The 13,246-nt window shown below is 71.4% G+C and carries 12 protein-coding genes; 8 read left to right on the forward strand and 4 right to left on the reverse strand.

Features of this window, described 5'->3' with window-relative positions:
• Positions 1 to 125: 125 nt before the first annotated feature.
• Positions 126 to 1,676 (reverse strand): hypothetical protein, encoded by a 1,551-nt coding sequence (locus tag ACFYMC_RS24745; protein WP_388528976.1) that lies wholly within the window; start codon positions 1,674 to 1,676, stop codon positions 126 to 128.
• Positions 1,677 to 1,752: 76 nt separating this feature from the next.
• Here ACFYMC_RS24745 and ACFYMC_RS24750 point away from each other — a divergent pair, with 76 nt between their 5' ends.
• From ACFYMC_RS24750 to ACFYMC_RS24760, 3 genes are read left to right on the forward strand one after another with little or no spacing between them, the layout of a single operon-like run.
• A complete protein-coding gene (locus ACFYMC_RS24750) occupies positions 1,753 to 2,514 on the forward strand; it encodes a LamB/YcsF family protein (RefSeq protein ID WP_388528978.1) in 762 nt (253 codons plus the stop codon).
• On the forward strand, positions 2,511 to 3,164 hold the full coding sequence (locus tag ACFYMC_RS24755) for an allophanate hydrolase subunit 1 (protein ID WP_388528980.1): 654 nt from the start codon (positions 2,511 to 2,513) through the stop codon (positions 3,162 to 3,164). Before ACFYMC_RS24750 ends, ACFYMC_RS24755 begins: the two co-directional genes overlap by 4 nt.
• Positions 3,161 to 4,021, forward strand: coding sequence for a biotin-dependent carboxyltransferase family protein (locus ACFYMC_RS24760; RefSeq protein ID WP_388528982.1), 861 nt, complete (start codon positions 3,161 to 3,163; stop codon positions 4,019 to 4,021). Before ACFYMC_RS24755 ends, ACFYMC_RS24760 begins: the two co-directional genes overlap by 4 nt.
• Positions 4,022 to 4,090: 69 nt before the next feature.
• On the opposite strand, the gene ACFYMC_RS24765 is transcribed toward ACFYMC_RS24760, so the two are convergent.
• Both ACFYMC_RS24765 and ACFYMC_RS24770 read right to left on the reverse strand, forming a co-directional pair.
• Positions 4,091 to 5,518, reverse strand: coding sequence for a HEAT repeat domain-containing protein (locus tag ACFYMC_RS24765; RefSeq protein WP_388528983.1), 1,428 nt, complete (start codon positions 5,516 to 5,518; stop codon positions 4,091 to 4,093).
• Between the two features lie 295 nt (positions 5,519 to 5,813).
• Positions 5,814 to 6,206 (reverse strand): ankyrin repeat domain-containing protein, encoded by a 393-nt coding sequence (locus tag ACFYMC_RS24770; RefSeq protein ID WP_388528985.1) that lies wholly within the window; start codon positions 6,204 to 6,206, stop codon positions 5,814 to 5,816.
• A gap of 352 nt (positions 6,207 to 6,558) precedes the next feature.
• Between ACFYMC_RS24770 and ACFYMC_RS24775 the strand changes: the two genes are divergently transcribed.
• Complete coding sequence (locus ACFYMC_RS24775) at positions 6,559 to 6,753, forward strand: hypothetical protein (protein WP_388529018.1); 195 nt, start codon at positions 6,559 to 6,561, stop codon at positions 6,751 to 6,753.
• Positions 6,754 to 6,795: 42 nt separating this feature from the next.
• Entirely contained in the window at positions 6,796 to 8,403 is a 1,608-nt protein-coding gene (locus ACFYMC_RS24780) for a hypothetical protein (RefSeq protein WP_388528987.1), read from the forward strand.
• Positions 8,404 to 8,467: 64 nt separating this feature from the next.
• On the opposite strand, the gene ACFYMC_RS24785 is transcribed toward ACFYMC_RS24780, so the two are convergent.
• Positions 8,468 to 9,967 carry a PLP-dependent aminotransferase family protein gene (locus ACFYMC_RS24785; RefSeq protein WP_388528989.1) on the reverse strand — a complete coding sequence of 500 codons (1,500 nt, stop codon included), beginning with the start codon at positions 9,965 to 9,967 and terminating at the stop codon, positions 8,468 to 8,470.
• 243 nt (positions 9,968 to 10,210) lie between these two features.
• Between ACFYMC_RS24785 and ACFYMC_RS24790 the strand changes: the two genes are divergently transcribed.
• The 3 genes from ACFYMC_RS24790 to ACFYMC_RS24800 all read left to right on the forward strand — a co-directional run bounded on the left by ACFYMC_RS24790 (position 10,211) and on the right by ACFYMC_RS24800 (position 13,069).
• The gene (locus ACFYMC_RS24790) at positions 10,211 to 10,975 is read left to right on the forward strand and encodes a glycerophosphodiester phosphodiesterase (RefSeq protein WP_388528990.1); all 765 of its coding nucleotides are present in this window, start codon (positions 10,211 to 10,213) and stop codon (positions 10,973 to 10,975) included.
• Positions 10,976 to 11,062: 87 nt separating this feature from the next.
• The gene (locus ACFYMC_RS24795; protein ID WP_388528992.1) at positions 11,063 to 12,439 is read left to right on the forward strand and encodes an MFS transporter; all 1,377 of its coding nucleotides are present in this window, start codon (positions 11,063 to 11,065) and stop codon (positions 12,437 to 12,439) included.
• A gap of 255 nt (positions 12,440 to 12,694) precedes the next feature.
• The gene (locus tag ACFYMC_RS24800) at positions 12,695 to 13,069 is read left to right on the forward strand and encodes an RNA polymerase-binding protein RbpA (protein ID WP_003959706.1); all 375 of its coding nucleotides are present in this window, start codon (positions 12,695 to 12,697) and stop codon (positions 13,067 to 13,069) included.
• Positions 13,070 to 13,246 lie beyond the last annotated feature (177 nt).

Genomic DNA, 13,246 nt, shown 5'->3' on the forward strand with positions numbered 1-13,246 from the left:
CGGCTCCTCTGGGGGGTTCGTCACGAAGGTGGTGCACACCGTCCCGTGTGGGCTCGGACGGCGGTGGTCGGGTCGATCTGCGCCGGCGGGCGTGGCACGCGGGCAGTTGCCGCCGCGGGGGCGGCTCATGCGGCCTCCGATCGGTCGGCGGCCATCGCCGCGGAATCGAGCAGGGCGGTGCCCACGATGAGGTCGGCGCCACCGAATTCGGGGTCGTCCAGCTCGGTGCCGTCGTCAACGGCGAACAGGAGCCGCTCTTCGCCCTGCCGGTACGCGGTGCCCACCGGCGGGCTCGCCGCGTGGATGGCCAGCAGCGCGATCAGGTAGGGCAACTCGGGGTCGCTCCGGCGGGCCTGCGCCAGGAGACCGGAGAGCCGTCTGGGCGCATCGTGCGGGAGGTCCAGCAGCGCCATGGCCGCGGCCAACTGCGCCTCGCTGAAGCGGCTGTCGTCCGGTGTGGCGATGAGATCGGGCTCGGGCATCTCCACACCGAGGTGTTCCCGCTCCACCGCGGGGGTGAGCAGGATGTCCACCAGGTCCCCGATCCGGACGGCCGAAGGGGTGCGCAGGCCACAGCCGGCGGCGAAGAAGGCGTCCGTGACCTGCTTGGCCCGGGCCACCGGCAGTGGCAGCAGCGGGGCCAGGAGTTGTCCGTACAGGTCCAGGCCGGTGTCGGCTGCGGGGGCGGCGAAGGCCTGCCGGTCCTGCTCGGCGCGGAAGAGTGGTCCCGCTTCGAGGAGTCGGGACTGTAGCTGGGTGTGGCGGCGGATGCAGTCCTTGACGATGTCGACGAGCTCGGCGGCCCGCCGCTTGTTCTCGGGCTCCTCGGCCTCGTCGCGGGCCCGACGGATGTTGGTGAGGATGGCGTTCTCGTGGCGGTATCGGTCCGCTACGTGGTCCAACGCCTCGGCGATCATGTCCGGAACGGCGTTCAGCCAGTCGACCGCGCGGACGTTGCGCCGGGTGGCGTCGAGGGTCCGACGGAGCGTCTCGGCGTACTGCACGGTCCGGTAGCGGGCCTGTTCAGCCGCGAGTTGGGCGTCGGCGAGACGACCGCGGCTGATGAGCACGTCGAGTTTCACCTCGGCGGCGATCTGTGCGCTGGTGACGTCCGTGTCGAGGGCCCCGACCAGGACGTTCACCGCCTCGTCGGTGGCCCGGAGGTACACGGTGCCGCCGTGGCCCGGCACCTCCTCGATCAGTTTGAAGTCGTAGTCCCGCCGCACGTAGGCCCCGTCAGGCCCGAAGGTGCCGTAGATGGCACGGAAGCCGCGGTCCGCGGTCCCCACGTTGATGAGGTTCTCCAGCACCCAGCGGGCCACCCGCTCATGCTCGGCCAGCGGCCGGTGCGGGGCTTGGGCAGCGACGCGCGGGAGCAGCCGGGCCACTATCTGTTCGTGGTCCGCGCCCGTGTCGAAGTCCATGTTCAAGGTGACCAGGTCGATGGCGGCGAGCGCGATCTCGGCCATCGCGTACCCCCCGTACTCACCGGCCAGATTGGCCTTGCGTACGTCGAGGTCGTGCAGGGGTGCGGTGCAGGCGAGGGCGCGCAGGCGGCGGGCCAGGCCCTCGTCAGCGGCCGGGCCCGGCGCCGGTGTGGCAACGGTCGTGGCCGGGGCAGGGAATGTCACGACGGAAAGAGTAGGCGCTCGCAGGGACAACGACCCAAACGGCATGGTTCGGCCGGTACGTCCCTGAAGGTGGGCGACCAGCGGCGCTCGATGCGGGGACAGCCTGTCATACGCTCACTACATGGCATTCACGATCGACCTCAATGCCGACCTCGGTGAGGGATTCGGGCGCTGGACCCTGACGGAGGACGAAGCGCTGTTGTCCGTTGTCACCAGCGCCAACGTGGCCTGCGGGTTTCACGCGGGGGACCCTTCGACGATGCGACGGGTGTGCGAGCTGGCCGTCGAACACGGGGTGCGCATCGGCGCGCAGGTCTCCTACCGCGATCTGGCTGGCTTCGGTCGGCGGGCGATGGAGGTGCCCGCCGACGAACTGGCGGACGAGGTGGCGTACCAGATCGGTGCGCTGGATGTGTTCGCCCGAGCCGCCGGGGCTCGTGTCTCGTATGTCAAACCTCATGGTGCTTTGTACAACCGCACGGTGACGGACGAGGAACAGGCCAGTGCCGTGGTGACGGGCGTCGTCCTGGCCGGCGGCCAGCTCCCCGTCCTGGGGCTGCCCGGATCCCTGCTGCTCCGGGCCGCCGCGGCGGCCGGCCTGGAGCCCGTGGCAGAAGCCTTCGCAGACCGGGCCTACACGGCTCAGGGCGGTCTCGTGCCGCGCAGCATTCCGGGCTCGGTGCTCCACGAACCCGCGGCGGTGCTCGGGCAGGCGCTCTCGCTCGCCGCCCGGCAGAGCGTGACCGCGGTGACCGGCGAACGGCTGCCGGTCACCGCCCGCTCGATCTGCCTGCACGGCGACACCCCCGGGGCGGCGCAAGCGGGCCTGCGGGTACGGCGGGAACTGATTAGGGCCGGCGTCGAGCTGCGGGCCTTCACATGAGGGTGCGCCGGGTACAACAGGTCGGCGAGTGCGCACTGCTCGTCGAGTTGGACGGAGCCGCGGGCGTGGCCGCCCTCCACGCCGAGCTGGTCCGACGCCGAGCACGGGGGCAGCTGCCGGAGGTGCTCGACATCGTGCCGGCGGCGCGCACCGTGCTCCTCGACGGGGTGCCCGAGGCAGTACTCCCGAGTTCACTGGCACGGCAGATCGCCGAATGGGAGCTCAGCGAGCCGACCACTGCGGACGGCCCCGAGGTGAGGCTTCCGGTGGTGTTCGACGGACCGGACCTGGAGGAGGTAGCCCGCCGGTGGGGCATGCCCGTGTCCGCCGTGCCCGAAGTCCTCTCGGACACCCGCTTCAGGGTGGCGTTCTGTGGCTTCGCGCCGGGCTTCGGCTACCTGACGGGGCTGCCGGCCCCACTCGCGCTGCCCCGCCGGGACACCCCCAGGACCTCGGTCCCGGCTGGTTCGGTGGCGCTCGCCGGCGAGTACGCGGGCGTCTATCCCCGTGCCTCCCCCGGTGGTTGGCAACTGGTCGGCAGCACGGACGCGGTTCTCTGGGATCCCGCGCGGGAGTCCGCGGCACTTCTCGCTCCGGGCACGTGGGTGCGTTTCGTGCCGGCACCGCACCGGTCGGGGGCCGCACGGTGAGGGCTCTGGAGGTGGTGCGGGCCGGTGCCCTGAGCACCGTGCAGGACCTGGGGCGCCCCGGCTACGCGCACCTGGGCGTACCGCGCTCGGGGGCCTTGGACTCCCGGGCCCACCGTTGGGGAAACCGAGTGCTGGGCAATCCCGAGTCCGCCGCGACGCTGGAGACGACGGTGGACGGCATGGCCCTGCGCGCCATGTCCTCGTTGACGGTGTGCGTGGCGGGCGCCCCGTGTGCGGTACGCGTGGACGGGCACCCGGCAGCCTGGGGCACCCCGGTCCACGTGCCGGCAGGCTCCGTGGTGGACGTGGGGCGGGCAGTACGCGGCGTTCGGAGCTACCTCGCCGTGCGCGGTGGCATCGACGTCTCACCGGTTCTGGGAAGCCGGGCCTGCGACCTGCTGTCCGGTCTGGGGCCGGAGCTTCCCCTCTCCCCCGGGCGGATCCTGCCGGTCGGCCTCGCCCGGGGCCCGCTGCCGGGGGCGGATCTCACCGCGCTGCCGGCTCCTCCCGACTCGCTCCTGCTCCCGCTGCGACGGGGGCCGCGGACCGACTGGTTCACCCCGCGCGCCCTGACCGCTCTGGGACAGGGCGCCTACCGGGTCTCCTGCGACAGCAACCGCATCGGGCTACGGACCGAGGGCGGACCGGCACTGGAACGGGCCCGGAGCGAGGAGTTGCCCAGCGAGGGCATGGTCTTGGGCTCGGTCCAGGTGCCACCGGACGGGCAGCCCGTCGTTTTCCTGGCCGACCATCCCGTGACCGGCGGCTACCCGGTCATCGGCGTGGTGCCGGCCACCGCTCTGGACGGCGCCGCCCAGGCCCTGCCGGGCACCCCCGTACGGTTCCTCCCGTACTGAGCGCCGCCGGCGTCCGGCTCCGCCGAGGCACCCGGCGGCACCAGTACCGGCAACCGCAAGCCGGCGACCTCAGATACCGGCCGACTCCGGGCCGATACGGGTCCGGACTGCGTCCTGCACCTCTGCCTCTTCCGCGGGATCCGCGGCGAGCCGGCGCAGTCGGTCCACCACCCGTGCGTCACCCGTCTCGGCGAACCGGGCGGCCACCTCCCGAGTGGTCTCCTCGCAGTCCCAGAGGCACTCGACGGCGAATCCGGCCGCGAACGCGGGGTCGGTGGCGGCCAGCGCCTGGGCCGCGCGCCCCCTCAGCTGCGAGGAGGAGGTCTCCCGGTAGATGTGGCGCAGCACGGGTGCGGCGCACGCGAGGGAGAGGCGACCGGCGCCGTCGACCAGCGTCCACAGCGTCATCGCATCGGGCCCCTGGGCCCGTAGCGCCTCCCGCAGGGCCCCGAGCACCAGGGGTCCGTCGTCTCGGGTGCCTCGGGAGGCCAGCACACCGGCCGCCGCGGCGCCCAGGGCATCCGGGCGGTGGGCCCAGCGGCGAGCGCGCTGGAGGGCCGTCTCGCCGCATGTCCTCTCGAAAGCCGCGATGGCGGCCTCGGCGAGGAGGGCGGAGCCACCGTCCACGGCGAGCTCTATCAGGTCGAGGGCCGCGGGGTCCAGCGGCTGCGCCCGTGACAGGTAGTGAAGCGCGGTCGCCCGGGCCGCGTCGCCGCCTTGACGAGCGGTCTGGAGGATCAGCCCGCGGTCCTGCGGGCCGGCCACCGCCGCGAGGCAGCGTGCGGCGGGTACGTGCAGCGGATCGCCGCGTTCGAGGCCCTCCTCCGCCCATTGGAAGACGGCGCTCACGCTCCAGCCCGGTCGTGGCCCGGTGGAGTCCATCTGGCGCTGCCAACGGTCGAAGGAACCTCGCTCCTGGGCCGTCTTGATCCGCGCCGCCAACTCGGGCCGCAGCGGGTCCTCGGACCACAGGCGCCATGGCCGGGGCTCGAAGGCGTCCCGGATCGCACGGGCCAGTTCCGCCTCGCCCTGTGGGGAGTTGGGGAACCGGGAGAGTACCGCGGGAGCCAGCGCACGCAGCCCCGCGTCCTCGTCCCGCAGGGCCAGCTCGTCGAGCGCCCAGTCCCAGTTGGCGCCCGTGGCGGCGTATCTACGCAGCAGCAGCAAGGCGTCGTAGCGGCCGTAGGACGCCAGGTGTCCGAGGACGGAAAGGGCGAGCCCGGTACGGTTCTCATCGCAGTCGACCGCGTCACAGGCGGCGAAGAGATGGGCCTCGATCTCGTCGAGGGCGCCGTCGAGGTCGAGGTAGAGCCGCGCGTAGTAGAGCGAACGGTTCTCGACCTGCCAGTCGTGTCGGGGGTCGTGGAGGACGCAGTGGTCGAGGGCGGCGAGGGCTTCGGCCCTCGGGGCGGCGAGCGCGTGGAGCGTTCCGTCACCCCGGCCCCTCTGGAGGAGGCCGAGCAACGTGCCGCTCGGCGCTATGGCTGGATCGAACATGGGAGTGGCCTCATATCAAGCTGTGGAAGCAACCGGGACTGATGGTTCACCTGGCGGCGTAACAGCATGTCGGGGCGCCCGCAGTCGTCTTTGGCTTGATGTAGACCATTTTCTCTGCCTTTCGTCGGTGCCGGGAGCAACCCCCGGTCCGTCGCCATGATGACCCAGCCCTCTGCGCGCCGCGACCACATTTATGGACGGCCGGAGGTGCGGACCCTACCCCGCCTCCAACGAGGTGAACCCGGTACGGCCCCGGTGGTGCGCGCCGGCGCACGAGCTGGTTGGCGCGCCGATCTCACTGAGCCCCGAACAGCTCCAGCAGATCCGCCTTGGCGAACATCCGGGCGGTGTCCACCGCGGAGGGCGTCCCCGCCTCGGGGTCGGCGCCGCCTGCCAGCAGGGCCCTGATCACACCCTCCTCGCCCTTGAACACCGCGCCCGCCAGGGGCGTCTGACCACGGTCGTTGGCCCGGTCGACGTCCGCGCCCCGTTCCAGGAGCTTGGCCACCGCCTCCGCGTGGCCGTGGTAGGCGGCGAGCATCACGAGGGTGTCACCACGGTCATTGGTGAGGTTCGCCGGAACCCCTGCGTCCACGTAGGCGGCCAGGGCCTCGGCATCGCCTTGGCGAGCCAGGTCGAAGATCTTCGTGGCCAGTTCGACGACCTCGGGGTCCGGGGTCTCGCTCATCGGACTTCCGCCTTTCGGTGCACGCAATCGCTTTACTGGAGTTTGCCCAGGCCAGAGGGCATGGGGGCATACGGCAGGCCCTCCGTCCGGGTGAACCGACAGAGTACTGCCCACGTCACCGCGTCCAGTCCGGGCGATCTTCGTTGGACTCGCGACGGCGACCTCGGAGTCTCCGCCGCGGCGGAGACTCCGCGCGAGGCCACGAGCACCTCCAGGCCGCTTCCGCCACTTGAGCTGAGCCGGTCAAGTGAAAAGGGTGCCGATTCACCCGAATGCACCTTTTATCGCATAGATACTTCCTGTGAGCCTGGAACAACTCATGGTGACTGTCCCCCTCGACCAGGAGAACCTCATGATCCTCTCCATCTCAGGCGTCGTTCTGCTCGGCATCATCTGCTTCCTGTTCTTCCGCAAGGACGGACTGAAGCTGTCGCACGCGTTCGTCTGCGCGCTCTTCGGCTTCTTCCTGGCCGGCTCCGCCATCGCGCCGAGCATCACGGCAAGCACGACGAGCCTCGCCGCCCTACTCGGCGGCATCAAGCTCTGAACCCCGCCCCTGACCACACACAACTCGATCGAGGAGACGCACGTGGCCCGGCGACCACTCCCCCGCATTCTCATCAGCGGTAGCGCTTCGTTGGCCCGCAGCCGCGATTTCGCGCGCACGGCCGCCGACAGTGCCACGGACGTCTTCCACCCGCTCATCACCATCGGCCGGGGCCTGCGTCGGCTGGCCGCAGCCAGCCGACGCAGGTGGGCCGACACCCCCAAGGACAAACGCGGTCCCCTGCTGTTCCTGGCCGGGGCCTGCGTCCTGGTGGTGGCCCTCATGCCGTACGGGCCGCTGCTCGCCCTGGTCACGGTGATGGGACTCGCTGCTTGGCACGGCCGGGACCGCACACCTGTCCAGAGCGGGCCGTCAGACGCGGAGCTCGGCCGCCTTCGCTCGCTCTACGAGGCGCTCGTGCCGTACTTCTCCCTCCCGGAGGACCCCGACCCGCTGTTCGCCCACGGCGGCGACTGGGCGCGGGCCCTCAGCGGCGCCGAGTTCGACGGAGCGGGTCGGATCACTCGGCTGCGCATCCGGTACCCCGCCTACTTCGCCGACGGCGAGCCGAGCTGCCGGGCCAGAGTCGAACAACTGCTCCACGCCAAATCCGGACGTGGCCGCGAGTACCTCTTCGAATGGGACGAGGAGGGCAACCAGCTGGAAGTCCATGTGCTGGCGGCCCTGCCGACGGACATCGTCGCCCAACGCTTCGTCACGGCCCCCGGGGAGCTGGTCCTCGGCTTCACGGACGACAGTTCGGTGCCGCGCACCCTCCCGGTGCTGGACGGCGAGGGCGGCGCACGGGACCTACCGCCCGTGCTCTGGCGGACCGGATCCCGCTCCACCGAACCGCACCTGCTGGCCGTGGGCGAGCCGGGCAGCGGTACCTCGACCCTGCTGCGGTCCCTCGCTCTCCAGGCACTGCCCCACGGAGACGTACTGATCGTCGAGGGCACCGGCACCGGCGAGTACGCCTGTCTGACCGGGCGCACCGGTGTCCTGGCCGTCGAGTGCGGACTGTCCGGCGCCCTCGCCACCCTGGAGTGGGTGGCGCACGAGACCGAGCGCCGGCTGATCACCGCCAACCGGGAGCGCCAAGCGGGGCGGCCAGCGCCCGAGGACACCAGGCGCCCCCTCTGGGTACTCCTGGACCGCCCCAGCGTGTTGGGGCACCTGGCGGCCACGGAAGGACGGCCGGACCCCCAGTCGCTCCTCCAGGTACCCCTGCGGCACGGGCGGGCCGCCAACGTGACGATCGTGGTCGCGGAACAGTTCGAGACGCTGGACTTGGTGAGCGAGGCGGTGCGCAGCCACACCCGGGCCCGGGTCGTCCTCGGACCGGCCGAGCCGGAACGGATCGCCGCCGTCCTGGGCGTCCCCCCGCACACCACCCCGGCCGCTCAGCTGCCACCGGGCCGCGGCTATGCACGACTCGGCGCCGGCGCTGTCCACCGTCTTCAGGTTCCGGCCACGCCCGACCCGTACGACGACGCCACCTGCGAGGCCCATCGGCTGGCCGTGCAGGCCCTGCTGCCCGAGCGCTGCGACTCCGCCTCCGCGGCGAAGTCGGATGAGGTGCGCGGCGAAGGGGTCCCGGCACCCGTCGAGGCCGAGCCCACCGAAGCGAACGATCCCGCGCGCGCCTGAAGGGGTGCGGCGCGGCGCCGCGCCCCCTGTCGGCTACCTCAGGACGTCTCGGTCTCGCGGCGGATCAGGCGACGAAGGTCCGCGCAGGCTCGGCGCCGGCCCCGCCGGCTCCCGTAGCCACCAGACGGGCTGCTGCGGCCAGGCGGCTGGCGGCCTCTTCGGCGACCGGTCCGCTGACGGTGAAGGGGAGCCGGACGTAGCCCTCGAAAGCCCCGTCCACGCCGAAGCGGGGACCCGAGGGCACCCGGACACCGACCCGTTCGCCCACCTCGGCCAGCCGGGAACCGGACAGCCCGCCGGCACGGGCCCACAGGGTCAGCCCGCCGCGCGGCACCTCGAACTCCCAGTCCGGCAGTTCCCGGCGGACCGCCGCGACCAGGGCGTCGCGGTTCTCGCGCGCCTGGACACGGCGCAGCTCGACCGCGCGGTCCCAGCCGCCGGTCCGCATCAGCCAGTGCACGGCGAGCTGTTCCAGCACCGGAGTGCCCAGGTCGGCGTAGGCCCGGGCGGCGACCAGGCTCCGGATGACGTCCGGAGCTGCCCGCACCCAGCCGATGCGCATGCCGGCCCAGAACGCCTTGCTTGCCGATCCGACGGTGATCACCGTGCTGCCGGCCGGGTCGAAGGCGCAGACCGGGCGCGGCATGCTCAGGTCCTCCTCCAGGTGGAGCTCGGTCATCGTCTCGTCGACGATCAACACGGTGCCGGCTGACCTCGCAGCGTCGACCAGGGCCCGGCGCTGCTCCTCGTCGGCCAGCGCCCCGGTCGGGTTGTGGAAGTCGGCGACGACATAAGCAAGGCGCGGCGCGGCGTCCCGCAGCACCTGGCGCCAGCCGGGCAGGTCCCAACCACCGAGCCGGTCGGCCATCGCGACCGGCACCAGTCTGGCCCCGGCCTCACGCATCAGCTGCAGGATGTTGGCGTATGAGGGGGACTCGACGGCAATCCGCTCTCCGCGCCCGGCGAAGAGGTGGCAGATGGCGTCGATGGCTCCCATCGCACCAGTGGTGACCATGATCTGCTCGGGCATCGTGGGAATGCCCTTGGCGGTGTAGCGTTCGGCCAGCATGCGCTGGAGCACGGGCAGGCCCGCCGGGTAGTCCCCGTGGGTGTGGGCGTAGGGAGGGAGCTCCTCCAGGGCGCCCTGAACGGCACGGGTCAGCCAGGGCTCCGGAGCCGGCAGCGAGGCGCAACCGAGATCGATCACCGAGCCGAGGGCTTCCGGGGGCAGCGGCTCCAGGCCGCGAGCGGGCAGCGGGTTGCCCGCGGGCACCGCCGTCCAACTGCCGGCTCCGCGCCGTGACTCCAAGAAGCCCTCGGCGCGCAGCGACTCGTAGGCGGCGGCCACCGTGGTGCGACTGCATTCCAGGGCGGTCGCCAGTTCCCGTTCCGCAGGCAGCCGGGTGGCGACCGGGACCCGCCCCTCCAGGACCAGCAACCGGATCCCGTCGGCCAAGGTGCGGTAGGCGGGCAGTCGTTTGCCCGGTGCGCTCGGGCGGGCCTGCTGCGCACTGAGCTGGCGGGCGAGCTGGGGGGCACCTACTGCGGAGGTCCACTGGGCCATCGAGTCCGGTCCACCTTTGCCATGAAATGACGGATTGGCCCGGCGCAGAGGGCCGAAATGGATACGCCTGATGGCCACAGCCTTTCACGGAGCAGTCCACTGTCACCAGAGCTTGCGGGGTTCAACGACTCCCACCCCCAGCGCCTGACGCAACAGAACAATTCACCTGTTTTCCCACGCCAGCACGTGTGGTGAACCCCTCCCCGATGTCCACCGGAAACCAGTAGGGGTGATACTGCCGCGGTGACCCACGCATCCCACCCCTATCTGGACCACCCGGCCACCCTCGCGTTCGCCCACCGGGGCGGCGCGTCGGACGGGCTGGAGAACACCGCCGCCGCCTTCCGCCGGGCGGACGAGGCCGGGTACCGGTACTTCGAGACGGATGTGCACGCCGCCCTCGACGGCAAGCTCGTCGCCTTCCACGACGCCACGCTCGACCGGGTCACCGACGCGACCGGGCGCATCTGCGAACTGCCCTGGCGTCAGTTGTCGAAGGTCCGCGTCGGCGGCACCGAACCGCTGCCCCTCTTCGAGCACCTCCTCGAAGAGTTCCCCGCCGCGCGCTGGAACGTGGATCTCAAGGCGGAGTCCGCACTCTTCCCGTTGGTCGACCTGATCGCCCGAACCCGTAGTTGGAACCGGGTGTGCGTGAGCTCCTTCTCGGAACGGCGGGTGGCCAGGGCCCAGAAGATCGCCGGCCCTCGACTGGCCACTTCCTACGGAGTGCGCGGGGTCCTGGGACTCCGCCTGCGGTCGTTCGCGATACCGGCCGCCCTGCGATCGGGCGCCGTGGCCGCGCAGGTGCCGGAGGTCCAGTCCGGAGTGCGCGTGGTGGATCGTCGCTTCGTACGCACCGCCCACGAGCGGGGACTCCAGGTGCACGTGTGGACCGTGAACGAGGCCGAGCGCATGGAGGCTCTCCTCGACATGGGCGTCGATGGCATCATGACCGACCGGATCGACGTCTTGCGCACGGTGCTGGAGAAGCGCGGGGCCTGGGCCTGACCGGCTCCGGGTCCTGGTGACCCCGTACATGCCGACGGATTGTGGCCGCCGCCCGGCGGCGCGGGGACCAGTAGAGGGGCACCACCAATGACCGCTGACACCACCGACGTCCCGGGGGCCGGACCCGGCACCCCGGCCGGACCGGATCCCGACCCCGAGCGGCGAAGACGCGAGCAGCACGGCTGGTACTTCTACGATTTCGCCTGCTCTGTGTACTCCACGAGCGTGCTGACCGTGTTCCTCGGGCCCTACCTGACGGCCGTGGCGGAGGCAGCAGCGGACACCGGCGGCTTCGTCCATCCGCTCGGCATCCCGGTGCGGGCCGGCTCGTTCTTCGCCTACTGCGTGTCCCTCTCGGTCCTGCTGGCGATCGTGGTGATGCCGATCGCCGGCGCCGCGGCGGACCGAACCGGCCGCAAGAAACCCCTGCTCGCCGTCGCCGCCTACACCGGGGCCGCGGCGACGGCCGGGATGTTCTTCCTCGACGGGGACCGCTACCTGCTCGGCGGCCTGCTCCTGATCGTGGCGAACGCCGCCCTGTCCGTCTCGATGGTGCTGTACAACGCCTACCTGCCGCAGATCGCGGGGCCGGAGGAACGGGACACCGTGTCCTCGCGCGGTTGGGCCTTCGGCTACGCCTCGGGAGCGCTGGTCCTCGTACTGAACCTGGTGCTGTACCAAGGCCACGAGTCCTTCGGTATCTCGGAGGGCACCGCGGTGCGGATCTGCCTGGCGTCGGCGGGCGTGTGGTGGGGCGCCTTCGCCCTGATCCCGCTGCGTCGGCTGCGAGATCGCCGGGTGGTGCGGGAGGGCGGGCCGACCGTCACGGGCTGGCGCCAACTGGTGAACACCCTCAAGGACATGCGCAGGCACCCACTGACACTGTCCTTCCTGCTCGCCTACCTCGTCTACAACGACGGGGTCCAGACGGTGATCTCGCAGGCTTCGGTCTACGGCTCCCAGGAGCTCGGGCTCGACCAGTCGACCCTGATCGCCGCGGTGCTCCTGGTGCAGGTCCTGGCCGTGGCGGGGGCATTGGGCATGGGCCGGCTGGCCCGCAGCTTCGGCGCGAAGCGGACGATCCTCGGCTCGCTGGCCGCCTGGACGCTGACTTTGGCTGCGGGCTACTTCCTGCCGGCCGGGGCGCCGGTGTGGTTCTTCGCGCTCGCGGCGATGATCGGGCTGGTACTGGGCGGCAGCCAGGCGCTGTCGCGCTCGCTCTTCTCCCACCTGGTGCCGCCGGGGAAGGAGGCCGAGTACTTCTCCGCGTACGAGATGAGCGACAGGGGTCTGAGTTGGGTCGGCCCGCTGGTCTTCGGCCTGACCTACCAGCTGACAGGCAGCTACCGGGATTCGATCATTTCCCTGGTGATCTTCTTCCTGCTCGGCTCCGTCCTCCTCGCACGGGTCCCGGTGCGCCGCGCCGTGGCCGAGGCCGGAAATCCAGTACCTGAGCGGATTTAGACGTTGAAGTGAAAGGGCGGTAGTGTACGCCTTTGGCCTGCCAGGCGGACCGTTACTGCGTGTTCGAGGCGCAACAACGTTGGGTGACATCTGCTGCCAGATGTGACAAAACGGGCAACGGTGGGTACAACAAGGGGCGGCACGACGGGCGACGCACGACCCGGAGCGGGAATCTTCACCGCCGACCGGACGTTGACCGGATGACGACGACAGCGACACCTGTCCTGTGGGCGACAAGCCCGGGAGGCACGATTCATGAGTGAGCGAGCTCTCCGCGGCACGCGCCTCGTGGTTACCAGCTACGAGACGGACCGCGGCATCGATCTGGCCCCGCGCCAGGCGGTGGAGTACGCATGCCAGAACGGACATCGTTTTGAGATGCCGTTCTCGGTAGAGGCGGAAATTCCGCCGGAGTGGGAGTGCAAGGCCTGTGGCGCCCAGGCACTCCTGGTGGACGGGGACGGACCCGAAGAGAAGAAGGGCAAGCCTGCGCGAACGCACTGGGACATGCTCATGGAGCGGCGCACCCGCGAAGAGCTGGAGGAGGTGCTGGCCGAGAGGCTGGCGGTCCTGCGCTCCGGCGCCATGAACATCGCCGTGCATCCGCGGGACAGCCGCAAGTCCGCATAAGCCCGTGACCCCCGCCTCGGCGGTGGGCTGTGCAGGGCGCGCCACAGCGCGAAACGAGCCGCGGGGGGGGGGGGGGGGGGGGGGGGGGGCCGCGGCGCCGCCGGGGGGGGGGGGGGGGGGGGGGCCCGCGGCCCCGCCCGCCCCCCCCCCCCACCAAACACCCAGGAACAGGGCCGC

Source organism: Streptomyces sp. NPDC006879 (genome assembly GCF_042869595.1).
Lineage (GTDB): Bacteria > Actinomycetota > Actinomycetes > Streptomycetales > Streptomycetaceae > Streptomyces.

Excerpts from the sequence above, each read along its gene's own strand:
- ACFYMC_RS24765 (WP_388528983.1), bottom strand. The coding sequence starts at position 5,518 with ATGTTCGATCCAGCCATAGCGCCGAGCGGCACGTTGCTCGGCCTCCTC.
- ACFYMC_RS24750 (WP_388528978.1), top strand. The coding sequence starts at position 1,753 with ATGGCATTCACGATCGACCTCAATGCCGACCTCGGTGAGGGATTCGGG.
- ACFYMC_RS24785 (WP_388528989.1), bottom strand. The coding sequence starts at position 9,967 with ATGGCCCAGTGGACCTCCGCAGTAGGTGCCCCCCAGCTCGCCCGCCAG.
- ACFYMC_RS24755 (WP_388528980.1), top strand. The coding sequence starts at position 2,511 with ATGAGGGTGCGCCGGGTACAACAGGTCGGCGAGTGCGCACTGCTCGTC.
- ACFYMC_RS24795 (WP_388528992.1), top strand. The coding sequence starts at position 11,063 with ATGACCGCTGACACCACCGACGTCCCGGGGGCCGGACCCGGCACCCCG.
- ACFYMC_RS24800 (WP_003959706.1), top strand. The coding sequence starts at position 12,695 with ATGAGTGAGCGAGCTCTCCGCGGCACGCGCCTCGTGGTTACCAGCTAC.
- ACFYMC_RS24745 (WP_388528976.1), bottom strand. The coding sequence starts at position 1,676 with ATGCCGTTTGGGTCGTTGTCCCTGCGAGCGCCTACTCTTTCCGTCGTG.
- ACFYMC_RS24775 (WP_388529018.1), top strand. The coding sequence starts at position 6,559 with ATGATCCTCTCCATCTCAGGCGTCGTTCTGCTCGGCATCATCTGCTTC.
- ACFYMC_RS24770 (WP_388528985.1), bottom strand. The coding sequence starts at position 6,206 with ATGAGCGAGACCCCGGACCCCGAGGTCGTCGAACTGGCCACGAAGATC.